The 16,819-nt window shown below is 64.0% G+C and carries 14 protein-coding genes; 9 read left to right on the top strand and 5 right to left on the bottom strand.

The genetic code is table 11. The features are described from left to right. Positions 1-12 precede the first annotated feature (12 nt). From ACZ415_RS06705 to ACZ415_RS06695, 3 genes are all read left to right on the top strand, one after another. Positions 13-258, top strand: coding sequence for a YfhL family 4Fe-4S dicluster ferredoxin (locus ACZ415_RS06705; protein ID WP_344704331.1), 246 nt, complete (start codon positions 13-15; stop codon positions 256-258). A 10-nt stretch (positions 259-268) separates the two neighbouring features. After that, positions 269-1,591 (top strand): MATE family efflux transporter, encoded by a 1,323-nt coding sequence (locus tag ACZ415_RS06700; protein WP_344704329.1) that lies wholly within the window; start codon positions 269-271, stop codon positions 1,589-1,591. A 111-nt stretch (positions 1,592-1,702) separates the two neighbouring features. Further along, complete coding sequence (locus ACZ415_RS06695; protein ID WP_344704327.1) at positions 1,703-2,236, top strand: acyl-CoA thioesterase; 534 nt, start codon at positions 1,703-1,705, stop codon at positions 2,234-2,236. Between the two features lie 124 nt (positions 2,237-2,360). Here ACZ415_RS06695 and ACZ415_RS06690 read toward each other — a convergent pair whose 3' ends face one another. Further along, entirely contained in the window at positions 2,361-2,519 is a 159-nt protein-coding gene (locus tag ACZ415_RS06690) for an entericidin A/B family lipoprotein (RefSeq protein WP_344704325.1), read from the bottom strand. A 225-nt stretch (positions 2,520-2,744) separates the two neighbouring features. Between ACZ415_RS06690 and ACZ415_RS06685 the strand changes: the two genes are divergently transcribed. Continuing rightward, entirely contained in the window at positions 2,745-3,932 is a 1,188-nt protein-coding gene (locus ACZ415_RS06685) for a glycerate kinase (RefSeq protein WP_344704323.1), read from the top strand. 134 nt (positions 3,933-4,066) lie between these two features. Continuing rightward, positions 4,067-4,543, top strand: coding sequence for a Dps family protein (locus ACZ415_RS06680; protein ID WP_344704321.1), 477 nt, complete (start codon positions 4,067-4,069; stop codon positions 4,541-4,543). Between the two features lie 65 nt (positions 4,544-4,608). Here the strand turns inward: ACZ415_RS06680 and pepD are convergent, their stop codons facing one another. Beyond that, positions 4,609-6,084, bottom strand: coding sequence for a beta-Ala-His dipeptidase (gene pepD / locus ACZ415_RS06675; RefSeq protein ID WP_344704319.1), 1,476 nt, complete (start codon positions 6,082-6,084; stop codon positions 4,609-4,611). 115 nt (positions 6,085-6,199) lie between these two features. Continuing rightward, positions 6,200-8,347: a tRNA(Met) cytidine acetyltransferase TmcA gene (locus ACZ415_RS06670; RefSeq protein ID WP_344704317.1), complete on the bottom strand. Its 2,148-nt coding sequence runs from the start codon at positions 8,345-8,347 to the stop codon at positions 6,200-6,202. Positions 8,348-8,514: 167 nt separating this feature from the next. Between ACZ415_RS06670 and ACZ415_RS06665 the strand changes: the two genes are divergently transcribed. Beyond that, a complete protein-coding gene (locus ACZ415_RS06665) occupies positions 8,515-10,239 on the top strand; it encodes an ABC transporter permease (protein WP_425552751.1) in 1,725 nt (574 codons plus the stop codon). On the opposite strand, the gene ACZ415_RS06660 is transcribed toward ACZ415_RS06665, so the two are convergent. Next, positions 10,189-11,325, bottom strand: coding sequence for an ABC transporter ATP-binding protein (locus tag ACZ415_RS06660; protein ID WP_425552750.1), 1,137 nt, complete (start codon positions 11,323-11,325; stop codon positions 10,189-10,191). The genes ACZ415_RS06665 and ACZ415_RS06660 overlap by 51 nt on opposite strands. A 237-nt stretch (positions 11,326-11,562) precedes the next feature. Here ACZ415_RS06660 and ACZ415_RS06655 point away from each other — a divergent pair, with 237 nt between their 5' ends. The 3 genes from ACZ415_RS06655 to tnpC all read left to right on the top strand — a co-directional run bounded on the left by ACZ415_RS06655 (position 11,563) and on the right by tnpC (position 14,985). Further along, positions 11,563-12,588, top strand: a complete 1,026-nt coding sequence (locus ACZ415_RS06655; protein WP_344704315.1) for a Fe(3+) ABC transporter substrate-binding protein — start codon at positions 11,563-11,565, stop codon at positions 12,586-12,588. 425 nt (positions 12,589-13,013) lie between these two features. Further along, a complete protein-coding gene (locus tag ACZ415_RS06650; RefSeq protein WP_344704313.1) occupies positions 13,014-13,421 on the top strand; it encodes a hypothetical protein in 408 nt (135 codons plus the stop codon). A gap of 121 nt (positions 13,422-13,542) precedes the next feature. Further along, on the top strand, positions 13,543-14,985 hold the full coding sequence (gene tnpC / locus ACZ415_RS06645; protein ID WP_464387713.1) for an IS66 family transposase: 1,443 nt from the start codon (positions 13,543-13,545) through the stop codon (positions 14,983-14,985). A gap of 81 nt (positions 14,986-15,066) precedes the next feature. On the opposite strand, the gene ggt is transcribed toward tnpC, so the two are convergent. Further along, positions 15,067-16,809, bottom strand: a complete 1,743-nt coding sequence (ggt, locus tag ACZ415_RS06640; RefSeq protein WP_464387712.1) for a gamma-glutamyltransferase — start codon at positions 16,807-16,809, stop codon at positions 15,067-15,069. Positions 16,810-16,819: the final 10 nt, after the last annotated feature.

Below are 16,819 nucleotides of genomic sequence, written 5' to 3'. Positions count from 1 at the left end.
GCGAGGTTTTTCATGGCCCTGCTTATTACCGACGACTGCATCAGCTGCGACATCTGTGAACCCGAGTGCCCCAACGAGGCGATCACCTACGGCGAAGAGATCTATCACATCGACCCGGCCCGCTGCACCGAGTGCGTGGGCCACTACGACACGCCCCGCTGCCGGCGAGTTTGCCCGGTGGACTGCATTCCCGACGACCCCGCCCGGCCGGAAACCCGCGAACAGCTGATGGCCAAGTACCGCGCGCTGACCCACTGAAGGACGCCCTGTGCCCGCAACGCCTCCCACCCGCCGGCGCATCTGGGCGCTGGCGTGGCCGATCATTCTCTCCAACGTCACCGTGCCGCTTTTGGGGCTGGTGGATACCGCCGTGGTTGGCCACCTGCCGGACGCAAGCTACCTGGCCGCCGTCACGCTGGGGGCGACGCTGTTCAGCTTTTTATACTGGGGCTTTGGCTTTTTGCGCATGGGCACCACGGGGCTGACCGCCCAGGCCATCGGCCGCGAGGACAGCACGACGGTCAAAAATCTGCTGGGCCAGGCGCTGATCATGGCGGCGGTCATCGGGCTGGGGCTTGCGCTGTTTGCCTCGCCGCTGATCACCCTGGGGCTGTGGCTGCTGGACGCCAGCCCCACCGCCACGCCGCTGGCCCGCGCCTATGCCGAAATCCGCCTGCTCTCGGCCCCGGCGGTGCTGGCCAACTACGCCATTCTGGGCTGGTTTCTGGGCCAGCAGAATTCCCGCGTGACGCTGTGGATTCTGCTTTTGACCAACGTGGTCAATATCGTGTTCGATCTGTGGTTTGTGGTGGGCCTTGGGATGAACAGCAACGGCGTGGCCTGGGCCAGCGTGCTGGCCGACTATTCGGCCATCGCCTTTGGCGGCTATCTGGTGCTGCGCCAGCTGGGCCGCCTGCCGGGGCCGTTTTTACGCCGCCGCCTGCTGGCGCTTGGCGCCTACCGGGCGCTGTTCAGCGTCAACGCCAACCTTTTTATTCGCACGCTGGGGCTATTGTTTGCCATGGCGTTTTTCACCGCTCAAGGGGCGCGCCAGGGCGACACTGTGCTTGCCGCCAACGCCGTGCTGCTGCAGTTCATCATGCTGATCAGCTATGCGCTGGACGGCTTCGCCCACGCCGCGGAATCGCTGATCGGGCGCGCCTTTGGCCGCCGTGACTGGACAGACTTTGCCGCCACCGTTGGCGCCACCGCGCGACTGTCGCTGTATACCGCAACGGGCGCTGCGCTGTGCTTTGCACTGGGCGGCAACGCACTGATCGCGCTTTTGACCGGCCTGCCCGAAGTACGCGCCACCGCCGCGGACTACCTGCCGTGGATGGTCGCCATGCCGTTGATTGCGGTATGGAGCTATTTTTTCGACGGCGTATTCATCGGCACCACGGCGGTCAGAGAAATGCGCAACAGCATTTTCATCGCCTTGGCGGTGTATCTGCCGGTGTGGTGGCTCACCCGCCCGCTTGGCAACCACGGGCTGTGGCTTGCCTTTATGGCTTTTATGCTTGTGCGCTCAGCGACGCTGGCCGCCTACTATCGGCGCTACCGGCAAACCCGCTGGCATGACCGCCGTTGAGAGCACCGCGCTATACGCCGCCCCGGCATTGGCCTATGGTGAGCCTGCGGCAGGCAGCGTACCCGGCAGAGGCCTCCCGATTTGTAGCTCAACTTCAGCGAAAGGATCCCCATGACCGATAACGCGGACTCTTACTCTACGATGCACAGCGGCCAGCACGAGCTTTCCATGACCGTGCTGATGACGCCGGACATGGCCAACTTCAGCGGCAAGGTGCACGGCGGCGCCATTCTCAAGCGTCTCGATGAAGTCGCCTACGCCTGCGCCAGCCGCTACTCCGGCCACTACGTGGTCACGCTGTCGGTCGACCAGGTATTGTTTAAACAGCCGATTCACGTAGGCGAACTGGTGACGTTTCTGGCCTGCGTCAATCACGTCGGGCGCTCGTCCATGGAGGTAGGCATCAAGGTGGTGGCCGAAGACATTCGCCGCCAGCTCATTCGCCATACCAACAGCTGCTATCTGAGCATGGTCGCCGTAGACGACAACGGCAAACCGGCCCGAGTGCCGCCGCTGACCCTGGAAACGCCGCTGCAAAAGCTGCGCTTCGAGAAAGCCGCGCTGCGCAAGCAGCTGCGCAAAGAGGCCGAAAAAGCCGAAAAGGCCCAGGAGCGCGCCCAGCAGGAGCTCCCGGCCGAACGCTGATTGCAGAAAACATCCGACGCACCGACAAACGCGCTGAAAATCGCCAGAAACAGAGCGCCGGCAAGCAGGCAGACGCCGGCAGCAAGTGCTCCAGCCGGGCCCAAAAGCCCGGCTGACGCGGCGCCTAGCTGGCAGCCTCTTGCACGGCTTCGCCCCCTTCTTCCACATCCTGACCGATGCCGGCCATCGTGTTGCAACCGGCAAGCAGGCCGGCGATGAGCAGCGCGGCCGCGCTGAGGGCGAGCCCTTTGAGAACGGCGCTGGAGGTCGCATTGGCTTTCATGATCGTCTCCTTGTGTCAGGTCGTACACGTCGCAACGCACAAGGCCGTCGCCTTGGCGTACCCTCAGCGTAACAGCGTTTGCCCGCGCCATGGACAAAATCATCGGCTGTCGGACGCTAACGGGCATGACCGGCCGCGAACGGCGCCAAACAATTCGCGCAGGGCACCGGCCAGGCCTTGCGTATTATGTTCCCGATGACCCGATGATCTTAAGGAGTTGGCACAATGCACGTTTTGCTCTGCCCTGACAGTTTCAAGGACGCCCTGAGCGCCCGGGACGCCGCCGCAGCCATGGCCTGCGGCATACAGCGCGCCCTGCCCGAGGCCCGCACGCAAATCTGCCCGCTGGCCGACGGCGGCGAAGGCAGCCTTGAAGCGCTGATCATGGCCACCGGCGCCGAGCGCCGCCAGGCCACCGTGCAGGATGCGCTGGGCCGTTCGACCTGTGCTAGCTGGGGCTGGCTGGCCGATGCGCGCACGGCCTACATCGAGCTTGCCGAAGCCAGCGGCCTGCAGGCGCTTGGCCCTGCCGAGCGCGATGCGCGCATTACCACCACCTTTGGTGTGGGAGAGCTGTTTCGCGCCGCGCTGGATGCCGGCGCCGAAAAGGTCCTGCTGCTGCTCGGCGGCAGCGCCACCAACGACGCCGGCACCGGCATGCTCACCGCCCTGGGCGCCAAGCTGCTCGACGCCCACGGCCAAAAGCTGGCGCCGGGCGGCGCGGCCCTGGCCGACCTTGAAACCCTGGACCTTAGCGGCCTTGACCCGCGCCTGAAAACGCTGCAAGTAGAAGCGGCGGTGGACGTGGACAACCCGCTGCTCGGCCGCCGCGGCGCCAGCGCCGTGTTCGGCCCCCAGAAAGGCGCCTCCCCCGAGGACGTCAACGCGCTCGACGCCGCACTCGGCCACTTTGCCGATATCGCCGCCAGCGTACTCGGCAAAGACGACCGCGACATGGCCGGCGCAGGTGCGGCCGGCGGCATGGGCTTTGCCGCCCGAGCCTTCATGGGGGCCACACTAAAACCCGGCATCGACATGATCATGGAGCAGGCGGGCATGGCCGAGCGCCTGGCAACGGCGGATCTGGTGATCACCGGCGAGGGCAAACTCGACGGACAGAGCCTTTCCGGCAAGACGCCCATCGGCGTATCCCGCGCCGGCAAGGCGGCCGGTAAACCCGTGGTGGTGCTCGCCGGCGCGCTCGGCGACGGCTGGCAGGCCTGCTACGACGAAGGCGTAACCGCCGCGTTTGCCCTGGCCGACGGCCCCCTTGCCCTGGAAAACGCCGTGGCTCGCACCGCCGAGCTGCTTGCCGACCGCTGCGAAAGCATTGCCCGGCTGTGGCACGGCGCGGCCAAAACGGCTGAGACAACAGCACCGCCCTTGAAATCACGCGGCACCGACGGCATGTAAACAGGAAGGCGCCCGTGCGGCCTTGCCAAAACGGGCGCAGCGCTTTACAAATGCGATACGACTTATATAGTACGTAAAAGCCCGCTAACGCCGACGGATGCCAACGCGCAACGCGGCTTATCCAAGGAGGCAGCATGACCGATATCAACAGCATTGGCCTACAAAAGACCAGCGCCGAGCAGCTGGCCGAAAAGCTCAACGAACTGCTCGCCAACTATCAGATTTTCTACATGAACGTGCGCGGCTATCACTGGAACGTAAAGGGCCAGGATTTCTTCCAGCTGCACGAAAAGTTCGAAGAGTTCTACGATGACCTGCTGACCAAGGTAGACGAAGTGGCTGAGCGTATTCTCACCCTTGGCTACACGCCGGTTCACGCCTACAGCGACTACGTCAAGCTGTCGCGCATCAGCGAAGACAAAAACGTAAGCGACGGCGCGGCGTGCGTGCAGGGCGTCGTCAAGGGCTTCCAGACCATTATTGAACTGCAGCGCGAAATGCTGACGCTAAGCGAAGACGCAGGCGATGAAGGCACCGCCGATCAGGCCGGCCAGTACATCCGCGAGCAGGAAAAAACCATCTGGATGCTCAACGCCTACCTCGGCCGCTAAGCACCTCGAACGAGCCTACGAAGCAAAACGGCACCCTTGGGTGCCGTTTTTTCATGCCTGCCGGATCAATCGCCCTGCTTGCGCCCCAGCGCTTCAACCAGCGCCTTGAGCAGCGCCCAGAACTCTTCGACCGAGCCGATATCCACCCGCTCATCGGGGGAATGTGCGCCAAGAATCGTCGGGCCGAAAGAAATCATGTCCAGGTGCGGATACTTGCTGCCCAGAATGCCGCACTCAAGGCCTGCGTGAATCACCTTGACCGCCGGCTCACGCCCCAGCAGCGCTTCGTGGCTTTCCATAAACGTCGCCAGCAGCGGGCTTTGCGCGTTGGGCACCCAGCCCGGGTAGCCGTGTTCAGCCTTGGCCCGGGCGCCGATCAGGCCGAACAGCGCCCGCAGGCGATCCACCAGCGCGCTGACGGCGCTGTCGTGCAGCGAGCGCACCAGCGCACACAGATGAAAGCGGCCGTTTTCCAGCTGCACAACGCCGAGGTTGTTGGAGGTTTCCACCACGCCGTCAACCGCGGCACTCATGCGTTCCACGCCGCAGGGCGCGGCATGCAGCGCTGCCACCAGCATGGCGCTGGCGTCCAGATTGAGCGCCTCGGTGGGCACTTCGCCGGCGGCGGTAGGCGTTACGCTCAGCGCAAACTCGCGGTCTGCCCGGCCCAGTTCGCCGCGCAGCGTTGCTTCCAGCGACTGCACCTTGGCGGTCACCGCATCGAGCTCGTCTGCCGGCAGCGCAATGCGCGCAAACGCCTCCCGGGGAATCGCGTTGCGCAGCGTACCGCCGTGATAGCTCACCAGCCGCGCGTCGGCGAACTCCAGCAGGCGCAGCACGCGGGCCAACAGGCGGTTGGCGTTGCCAAGCGGGCGGTGGATATCCATGCCGGAGTGGCCGCCTGCCAGGCCGGTCAGGGCGATATCCAGGCAGCGCTCGTAGGGCTGAAGCGACGTCTGCGGCAGGCGCGCGTCAACCACCGCGTCGCAGCCGCCGGCACAGCCGATGTAGGCCTCGCCGCGGGCTTCGCTGTCGAGGTTGAGCAGCAGGCTGCCTTCCAGCCAGTTTTCGGCCAGGTGGAGTGCCCCACCCATGGAGGTTTCTTCTTCCAGGGTGAACAGCGCCTCCAGCGGGCCGTGGGCCACGTCGCTGCTTTCCAGAAGCGCCAGCGCCGCGGCCACGCCCAGGCCGTTATCCGCGCCGAGCGTGGTGCCGTCAGCGCGCAGCCAGCCGTCTTGCACGCGGGTGCTGATCGGGTCTCGGGTGAAGTCGTGCGGGCACTCGGCGTTGGCCTGGGCCACCATGTCCAGATGGCCCTGCACAATCACGCCCGGGGCGTTTTCACAGCCCTGCGCGGCGGGCTTTTTGATCCGCAGATTGCCAAAGGCATCGCGGTCGTGGGCCAGGCCCAAATCGTCCGCCCAGGCTTCCAGCTTGGCCACCAGCGCGGCCTCGTGGCCGGAGGGGCGCGGCGTGTTGCACAGGGTACGAAAGTGGCGCCAAACCGGCGCGGGGCTTAGCGCATCAAGATGTTCGTTCATGAAAATGGATCTCTACGTAGGTGCAAATACTGTACTCCCCCACGCCTGACGGCGAAAGAGTCCCGGCTGGGGGCATCTGAGTGCCCAAGCGCAAGCCCATGGAACCTGTCGATTCTTACACGACACGCTCGGCCAGCAGCGCCGCCGCGCGGCGCAGCTCGCTTACGTGGCGCTTGTGGCTGTCGGCCAGGGGCCGGTTTTGATACGCCCAGCCGGCCAGCGCGGCGCAGGCCTCCCGGGCATGGGCGTCCAGCGACGGTTGGGCGGCGCTGCGCGCCAGCGTTTGAAGCGCATCCCGTGCCAGCCGCGGGTCGCGTCTGGCCTTTGCCACGTCGGCAATATCGCAGCGCTGCTCGGCAGTCAGCGCCACGGGCGCAAGGCTCGCCAGCAAAGGCACCAGCACGCCGGCAGAAAGCCCGCCGAGCTCAAAGGCCAGAAGCCCGGGAAGCTCTCGGGCCAGGCGCCGGTTGAGCGAGCCGATGACGGCTTCGCCGCGCGGGGTCAGCGCCCGGGCGACCATCAGCGCATGCTCGCCGGTGGCGGTGTCTTTGGCAATGCCTAAGCGTAGCGGCGTAAAGCCTGCCGCCTGCCAAAACGCCACCAGCTCGGCGTCCGCGCCGAAGGTGGCACCCACAAGATCCGCCCGGCTCTTGCGCGCTGCCTGCTCGGCTGCATTCAGCAGCTCAAGGCCTGCGCCCCGGCGGCGGCAGTGCGGGTGCACGGCCACCCGGGTGATGCGCTGCCAGCGGGCGGTGAGGGCGGCACGGCTGCCGGCATGGGCGGCCAGCGACTGGGCCAGCAGATGCCCCTGGGGGCGGCGCACGCCCTGTGCCACCTGCTCGGCAAGCTCGGCGTCAAAGCCGCCTTCTTCGCGCAGTACCACCACGCCGGCCGGCGTTCGCTCCTCCCCCAGCACGCCGATGCGGGTGGCAGGGCCGTCGAGCAGCTGGCGCACGTCGTCCGGCGCGGTGCGGTAGTGGGACTGCACCAGCAGGCCAAAAAGCGCCTCCAGCGCGGCTTCGCTGCGGGCCAGCACCCGGCGCTTGAGCCAGCGCACCTTTGGCTTGCCCGCGCCGGGCGTATCGGTGACGCCCGCTTTTAACAGCAGCAGCCGGTTGAGCGTGGCTTCCAGCGGATCGTTTGGGGCAAAGCGCACCGGCGTTGCCAGCGTCAGCGCCTGCCAGCCGGGGGTTTGGCGATCAAGCCGCGCGCGAAAGCGCAGGGCAAAGCCGCGCCCGGAGCCTTCGTAGCCGTGCACCGTGGTAGCAAAGGCAATGCGCGGAAAGGCAGTGAGCCACTCGCCCAACAGCGCCGGGGGAATCGCGGCGGCCTCGTCTACCACCAGATAGCTGCCGTCGCCGCCCAGTGTTCCCGCCTGTACCGCCGCGCTCAGCGCGTCCGGGGCGATAAACTCAAGCACCCCGCCGCTTTCCAGCGTCAGCCGCGCGGGGCTTTCACGGCTCGCGCCCGCTTCGCCGGCGGCGTGGGCAAACAGCGCCGCGGCGGCGTCCGGGCGCGGGGCGGTCACAACGATACGCGCCACGCCGCGCTTAAGCCATCGGGCGCAGGCGATGCCCAGTGCCGCACTTTTGCCCCGGCCGCGGTCAGCGGTGATCACCAGCGGCCGGCGGCGCTTGAGGCGTTCAAGCCTGGCCACCGCCCGGGCCTGATCGTCGGTTATACAGGCGGCATCCTGCGGCATTCGGCTGCGCGCCGCCGTACGGGCCAGCGCCGGCACGCTGGGCACAGCGCCATCGGCCGGCCAGCTCAACACGCCGGCATCGTCGGCCAGAAGGCGTGCCAGCCGGGCGAGATAGTGCGCGCTGAGGTCCTGCCAGGCATACGGATAGTCGGCGATGCGGCGATAGTCGGCGTCCGGCGCGCGGCCGAAGCCTTCCGGGGTGATCAGCACCAATAGGCCGCCGGCGGTCAGCGTGCCGCCCAGCGCCCCCAGCGCGTTCGGGTCCAGCCCGGCGGCCACGTCTACCACCACCAGCTCGTGCTCCTGGCCCAGCCGCGTGCGGGCCTTGGCCGCAGGCAGCGCGGGCGGGGCATGTGTGGTGCCTTCCAGCGGCGCGCCGACCCACAGCGGGGCGTGCCAGTCTTTGGCCCGCCACAGCGCCAGCGCCCGACGGCGGCCGGCGGTTTGCCCGCCGCTTAGCCAAACAAGACAGCGGGCGCGGCGGCGGCCAAGCCGAGTGGCATGGGCAAGCAGGGCGCGCAAGCCGCGCACATCGCGCGCCGGCGAAATTGGCGGTTGCATAGCGTCTCCTTGGATAAAGCTTGCAGGCGGTGTTTTTGCCACGGCGTATTCGCGGGCATTGATGCAGGCGACGGCATGCGAATGATACTATTCGCCGCTGGGAGTTTATCGCATTGTCACCTGTTACCGTCTCGCTACCCAAGCCCAGGCGCAAAGGAGGGTTGGTTTTGTCTCATTCCGCCAGTCGCGGGCTGCACGCCCTCGCCCACCGGCTACGTGCCGGCATCAAGCCGCGGTTCAGCCTCTGGGCAGCCATTCTTTTTGCCATTGCGCTGGTGGTGGCGCTGCCGGTGATCGTGGTGTTCAGCCATGTGTTTTTCCCCGCCGGGGATGTCTGGCAGCACCTGGCCTCTACGGTGCTGCCGCGCTATTTGACCAACACCTTCTGGATGGTGCTGTTCGTCGGCGTGGGGACGCTTGTGATCGGCACCGGTACCGCCTGGCTGGTGGTGATGTGTCGCTTCCCCGGCAAGCGCGTCTTCGAGTGGGCGCTGCTGCTGCCGCTGGCGGTGCCTACCTACGTCATCGCCTACGCCTATACGGACTTTCTTCAGGTGGCGGGGCCTTTGCAAAGCCTGCTGCGCGAGCTGACCGGCTGGGCATACGGCGACTACTACTTTCCCAACGTGCGCTCGCTGGGCGGGGCGGCCGCGCTGATCACGCTGGTGCTTTACCCCTACGTCTACCTGCTGGCCCGGGCGTCGTTTCTGGAGCAGTCGGTGTGCGTGCTGGATGTCGGCCGCACCCTGGGGCGCGGGCCCTGGCACCTGTTCATGAGCGTGGCGGTGCCGCTTTCCCGCCCGGCGCTGGTGGGCGGGGTGTCGCTTGTGCTGATGGAAACCCTCAACGAGTTTGGCGCGGTGCAGTTTTTTGGCGTGGACACGTTTACCACCGGCATCTATCGCACCTGGTTTGGCCTGGGCGAGCCGGTGGCGGCGGCACAGCTGGCGGCCTGCCTGCTGACGTTTGTCGTTGTGCTGGTGCTGCTGGAGCGCTGGTCACGGGGCAAGCGGCGCTATTTTCATACCACCAGCCGCTACCAGCAGCTGCCTGAATATCGCCTGGGCGGCTGGCGCGCCGGCGCTGCCCTGGTGGCCTGCCTGCTGCCGGTGCTGGTGGGCTTTGTACTGCCCAGCGGCATTTTGCTCAACATGGCCGTTCAAGAGGGTGACTCGCTGTTCGGCGCGCGCTTTATCGGCTTTGCCGCCAACAGCCTGGGGCTTTCCGTGGGGGCGGCGGTGCTCGCCGTGGGGCTGGCACTGCTTTTAAGCTACGGCGTGCGCATTCACAACACGCCCTTTGCCCGGGTGAGCTCAAGAGTGGCGGCCATGGGCTACGCCATTCCCGGCTCGGTGGTGGCCGTGGGCATTCTGATTCCTTTTGCCTGGCTGGATAACGCCCTCAACGTCTGGTTCAACGAACACTACGGCCGCATCATCGGGCTGGTCTTCAGCGGCTCGGCGTTTATCCTGCTTTACGCCTATGTGGCGCGCTTTCTCGCCGTGTCGTTCAACGCCGTGGAGGCAAGTCTTGGCAAGGTAACGCCAAGCATGGACGCCGCCGCGCGTACGCTCGGCCAGACCGCCGGCGGCACCCTGCGGCGCATTCACACGCCGATGATGCGCTCAAGCCTTTTGGCCGCGGGCATTCTGGTGTTCGTCGACGCCATGAAAGAGCTGCCCGCCACCATCATTTTGCGCCCGTTCAACTTCGATACGCTGGCGGTGCGGGCGCACAATCTGGCAGCGGATGAGCGTCTGGCCGAGGCCTCCACGGCCTCGCTTGCGATTGTGGTGGTGGGGATTATTCCGGTGATTTTCCTGAGCCTGGCGATGCGCCGCTCACGCCCCGGCAGCGCCTCCCGGCGCGGCGAAGACGAAGACCTGGGATAAATCCAGGTGGATATCCACCGTCTGCCCCTCGGCGGGCAGAAACACGCCCGGCACCCGGGCGTGCAGGTGGGCCTCGTCGCCCTCGGGGCCGTGGGCGCACAGGTGGATCAGGCTGGAGCGGCCCAAAAGCTTGGCCATGACCACATGGCTGTGGGCGTGGGCCAGGCCGCACTCATCGAGCTCGCTTACGCGCAGCGCTTCCGGGCGCACCATCACGATCGCGTCGCTGCCTTCGGGCAGCCAGCCCGCTTCCACGGTGCCCACCGGCGTTTTTACCTCGCCGTTTTCCACCACGCCGTAAAGCTCGTTGACCTCGCCGAAAAACGTCACCACAAACGGATCGCACGGCGCGCAGTAAAGCTCGCGCGGGGTGCCGGTCTGGACGATGGCGCCGTCGCGCATCAGGGCAATGCGGTCGGCCATGAACATGGCTTCTTCGGGGTCGTGGGTGACCAGCAGCGTGGCCGCGCCGACGTTTTTCAGCACGTGCAGGGTGTCGTCGCGGATGCGGTCGCGCAGGCGCGCGTCCAGGCTGGAAAACGGCTCGTCGAGCAGCATCAGCCGCGGCTCCGGGGCCAGCGCCCGGGCCAGGGCCACGCGCTGCTGCTGGCCGCCGGAAAGCATGTGCGGGTAGGTCTCGGCGTAGTCGGCCATGCCCAGCTGCTCCAGACGCTCAAGCGCGCACGCCCGGCGCCGGGGCACGGGCAGCGGCTTTAGGCCGAACATGACGTTTTCCAGCACCGAGAGGTGCGGAAACAGCGCTGAATCCTGAAACGCCAGGCCCACGCTGCGCTTTTCCGGCGGTACGTGGCGGCGCTCGGGGGCGGCAACGGTCTCTCCTTCCAGCCCCACGCGCCCTTCCTGCAGCACTTCCAGGCCGGCCGCGATGCGCAGAAGCGTCGTCTTGCCGCAGCCCGACGGCCCCAGCAGGCAGACCACCTCGCCGGGCTCGACGCTTAGGTTCACCCCCTTGACCACCGGATGGCGGCCGAAGTGATGGTGCACGTCGCTCAGTGAAAGCGCCGCGACCGGGGCGGCAGTCTCGGTGGTGTGCCGGGTTGCCGTGGGCGTTGTCATGGTTGCCATCATCGTATCCCACCGTGGTTGGTGCAGCGGATACCCGCTCCGCTGCTAAAATAACTGAAAGCCATTCGCATTCTATTTTGTCCCGCCGCGCAATGCATCCGTTGTCTTGCCGGTAAACCGATGCCGATTGCCGCACCGGGCATGCGAAACACTTGACGCCGCCTTGGCGAAGCGCTTACATTGCCCTGTATTACTAATGCTAGTTATTATCATTCAGCTCAACAAGGATGCTCGACGATGAAATCCGCACGCATTGCCGTTTCCCTGGCGGCCGCTGTCGCCGGCAGCGCCTTCGCCACCCAGGCCCTGGCCGATGAAGTCAACGTCTACTCAGCCCGCCATTACGACTCCGACGACCGCCTGTACCAGGCGTTCACCGACGAGACCGGCATTGACGTCAACGTGCTGGAAGGCGACTCCGACCAGCTCATCGAGCGCATTCAGCGCGAAGGCGTCGCCAGCCCGGCCGATGTGATGATCACCGTGGACGCCGGCCGGCTGTGGCGCGCCGAGGAAGAAGGCATCTTCCAGAACGTGGCGTCCGAGGTGCTCAACGAGCGCCTGCCGGCATCCATGCGCCACCCGGACGGCCAGTGGTTCGGCTTTAGCCAGCGCGCCCGGGCGATTTTCTACAACCGTGAAGACATCGACCCAAGCGAGATCGAAAGCTACGCAGACCTGGCCGACGACAGGTTCAAAGGCGAGGTCTGCATCCGCTCGTCCAACAACATCTATAACCAGTCGCTGCTTGCTTCCATGGTCGCCGAGCACGGCGAAGACGGCGCTGAACAGTGGGCCCAGGGCGTGGTCGACAACATGGCCCGCGACCCTGAAGGCGGCGACACCGACCAGATCCGCGGCGTGGCCAGCGGCGAGTGCGACCTGGCCGTGGCCAACCACTACTACTACGTGCGCCTTTTGAAGTCCGACGACGACGCCGACCGCGAAGCGGCACGTAAAGTGGGCATCATCTTCCCCAACCAAAACGGCCGCGGCACCCACGTTAACGTTGGCGGCGCCGGCGTAGTCAACAACGCCCCGAACCGCGACAACGCCGTGCGTTTCCTTGAGTTTTTGGCATCGGACAAAGCGCAGAAAATCTTCGCCACCGGCAACAACGAGTTTCCGGCGGTGAAAGGCATTCACAAAGACCCGGTGCTGGAATCCTGGGGCAACTTCAAAAAAGACGACATCAACGTCAGCGTGCTGGGCGAGAACAACCCCAAGGCCGTGCGCATTTTTGACCGCGTCGGCTGGCGTTAAGCCCGCGCGCTAACCGCGCCGCGCACGCCTGATAGCAAAAGCCCGCCTGAGAAGGCGGGCTTTTTTTGTGTTTGGGTGGGGCTTCCGCTCAGATTTGTCTTAGATAAGAAAACTCCTTGAAAACTTAGCAGTCTAACTTCTATCAGATTTTTTCATTAAAAATATATAAATTTTAACTATTTTAAATTTTATAAGTATATGTCAAAATTAGCATAAAACAATAAACTATAAAAATAGATAAAAGGTACTATTAATGCAAGCACAACCATCAGATAAATTCTGATTTTATTACATCACTATCTTCTGCCAAAAAATTTCATGACGTCAGCCTAGAATTAATTAGAGAATACACCGCTACTGGAAAAATATGTCCGACCGATATTTTTTCATCCGCTACAAACCTTGGTCTTTCTATAGAGCTTTACTTGAAAACAATTTTAATAATGGAGGGCCACAAAAATATTCACGGGCATAACTTGGATAATCTATACGAGAAAGTAAGCCTCAAAACACAGAAAGAAATTGAGAAAAAATATATCTCTTTAGGTGGCAACGAAAAACAAGATTGCCTTTATTTAAAAGCAAGGTTAAGTAACTCAAGCGCTACAGAAGAAAAAAAACTGCCAGTAAGGGGAGTAAAGATATCACAAGTCATGAAAAATAACAGAGATATATTTATTACTTTTAGATATATGTTCGAAAGAGGAAGAACGAACAAATGGGAAGGATTTTATTTTGAATTTGGAAATCTCAATATTATTGCAACGTCTATAGACATAATTGCGCGAGGCGCTTTAAATGAAGAACAAAGAACTTTAGCTGGTCGGCTATAAAACTGAAACCGAATAAACATAGATAAAATGTAACTATTCAGGTGGCGTCGGGTGAGACTCGCCAACCCGCTGTTCCTTCAGGCATAGTACCGTCATTCGACTCCCCCACCCAGCAGGCAACATGACCATCAGAGATATCAACGTCGACGAGGCCCTCGAGCGGGTCCGGCAGCAGCTCAAGGAAGACCGCACGGTCTCTCCTTCGCTGCGCGCCGCGATCGACGTCCTGATGCTGCTGGTCAAGCTGATGGCGGACCGGCTGGCGACCAGCAGCCGCAATAGCAGCAAGCCGCCGTCACAGGACCTCAACCGCCAACGCCGCTCCCGGGCAAAGGGCGAGCGTCGCCCCGGCGGGCAACCGGGTCACGAAGGCAGGACGCTGGAGCCGGTTACCGACCCGGATGAGGTCGTATCGTTGCGCGTCGATCGCCGCACTCTGCCCAACAAGGGGAGAGCGTATCACTCGGTCGGCGTTGAGAAGCGTCAGGTCCAGGACATCGTGATCCAGTCGGTGGTGACCGAGTACCAGGCCGAGGTGCTGGAGGATGATCGGGGCCAACGCCATGTAGCGCCGTTTCCCGACGGCGTGACCCGCCCGATCCAGTATGGCCCGCGTCTCAAGGCGCATGCCGTCTATCTCTCCCAATACCAGCTGCTGCCTTATGCGCGCATTCGGGAGCTGCTGACGTCGCAGTATGGCCTGTCACTGAGCACCGGCACCCTGTTTGCCTTCAACCAGGAGGCCTGCCGACGAGCCGAGCCCTTTGCCGAGTGGGTGATCCCGGCGCTACGTGAAGCGGCTACCGTGCATGCCGATGAAACCGGGATGCAGGTCGGTGGCAAGCGCTACTGGCTGCACTGCGCCTCGAATGAAGCCTTGACCTACCTGGCGCCTCATGCAAAGCGCGGCCAGGAGGCCATGGACGCCATCGGCATCCTGCCTTACGTCCAGGGAGTACTGGTGCATGATCATTGGAAGCCCTATTACCGCTACCACGATTGCCGGCACGCGCTGTGCAATGCCCATCACCTTCGCGAACTGACCGGCGTCCGGGACAACGACCAGCAAACCTGGGCGACGTCGCTGCATGATCGGCTGTTGGCCATGAATCGCGCCGTCGATGAGGCGGGAGGCTGCCTCCCGGCAGACGAGGCGCAGCGCTGGCGAGTTCGCTACCGGGACTGCCTGGCGGAGGGTGAGGCCGAATGTCCGCCACCGGCCAGGCCACCCCCCGGAACCCGTGGGCGCACCAGGCGCACCAAAGCGCGCAACCTGCTCGAACGCCTCCGGGCGTATGAGGATGACGTGCTGCGCTTCCTCGAGGATCCTGCCGTTCCCTTCACCAACAACCAGGGAGAGCGCGACCTGCGGATGACAAAGGTCCAGCAGAAGATCTCGGGCTGTTTCCGCTCGTGGGAAGGGGCGGAGATCTTCTGTCGGATGCGCAGTTTCCTCTCGACGGCCGTTAAACAGGGCCTGGCGGCGCACACGGCGCTGGAGCAACTGTTTGCCGGTGAGGTGCCTGCCTTCATGCGAGAGGACGAGCTGGATCAGGCAGCATGAGCTAAATAGTTACGATAAAATTAGATTAAATTTATCAAGCGGCCGCCCAAGGGCGGCCGTTTTAAGCACGTAAAGCTCAGATCAAAGCCCAATCGCCGATGACGTGGAACGGCGCGGATCGGCACCGCCGTAGAACATGCCGTCTTCGATCAGAATCGACTGGGCCGCGCCCATGGCCGACTGCTGACTGATAGTGTGGCCGCGCTCCTTCAGCAGTTCCAGGGTGTCCGGGCTGAAGCCGGCTTCCACGCGGATTTCATCCGGCAGCCACTGGTGGTGCATGCGCGGAGCGCTGACCGCGGACTGGATGTTCATGTCGTGGTCGATCACGTTCATCAGCACCTGCAGCGTGGTGGTGATGATGCGCGAACCGCCGGGGCTGCCGGTGATCAGGAAGTTCTTGCCGTCTTTCTTGACGATGGTGGGCGTCATCGACGACAGCATGCGCTTGCCGGGCTCCACCTTGTTGGCCTCGCCGCCGATCAGGCCGTAGGCGTTGGGCACGCCGGGCTTGGCGGAGAAGTCGTCCATCTCGTTGTTGAGCAGAAAGCCCGCCCCTTCCACCACAATCCCCGAGCCGTAGCTGAAGTTGATGGTGTAGGTGTTGGAGACCGCCAGGCCCTGATCATCTACCACTGAGAAGTGCGTGGTCTCGTTGGACTCATAGGCCGAGGGCTGGCCCGCGCTGATCTCGTCGCTGGGCGTGGCCTTGTCCATGCTGATCTGCTCGCGCAGCTTGTCGGCGTAGGCTTCCGAGGTAATGCCCTCGAGCGGCACGTCGACAAAGTCGGTATCGCCCAGGTATTCCGAGCGGTCGGCGTAGGCACGCTTCATGGCCTCGGCCATCAGGTGCATGGTGTCCGCCGCGCCAAAGCCCATCTCGCCAATGGGGTACTCTTCCAGCACGTTGAGCATCTGCACGATGTGCGCGCCGCCGGAGGAAGGCGGGCTCATGGCGTAGATCTCGTGGCCGCGGTAGCTGCCGTGGCTGGGCTCGCGGATGGCGGGCTCGTAGCCGGCCAGGTCTTCCATGGTCATCAGGCCGCCGTGCTTGTCCATTTCAGCCACCAGCAGGCGGGCGGTTTCGCCCTCGTAGAACTCGCTTGCACCGTTTTCGGCGATGCGCTTGAGCGTGGCGGCAAGGTCGGGCTGGCGGAAAATCTCGCCGGCCTGATAGGCAGAGCCATCTTCCTTGAAGAACTTGGCCATGCTGGAATCCCAGGGCTCGAAGCGCTCTCGGGTGTCGTTCAGGCCTTTAACGAAGCGCGGCGGCACGGCAAAGCCCTCTTCGGCCAGGCGAATGGCCGGCGCCAGCGCGTCGGCAAGGCTCATGGTGCCGTACTCTTCCAGCGCCAGCGCAAGGCCCGCCACGGTGCCCGGCACGCCGGAGGCCAGATGCGTGTAGCGCGAACGCTCGGTCACGGCGTCGCCCTGCTCGTCCTGGAACATGGTCTCGGTGGCACCGCTGGGCGCAGTCTCGCGGTAGTCGATGGCGATCACCTCGCCGCTTTCCTCATCAGAAATCAGCATAAAGCCGCCGCCGCCGATGTTGCCCGAACGCGGCTGGGTCACGGCCAGCGCAAAGCCCGCGGTCACCGCCGCGTCTACCGCGTTGCCGCCGTTGGCCAGTACGTCCCGAGAGACTTTGGAGGCCAGCGTATGGCTGGTAGACACCATGCCCTTGGCACTTTCGACCGGGTGGAAACGCTCGCCTTCCAGAATCGCCTCCTGGGCGGTGGCGGTAGTCGCGGCAAGCGATGCCGACAGCATCAACGCGCCGGCCAGCACGCCCTGGGAAAGACGCGTCAGCCGTAACGGCGGCATGGATGCAGAT

The organism is Halomonas cibimaris, assembly GCF_055379665.1.
Note: the sequence above shows the minus strand (reverse complement) of the source record. Positions and strands in the feature narration are given on the sequence as shown.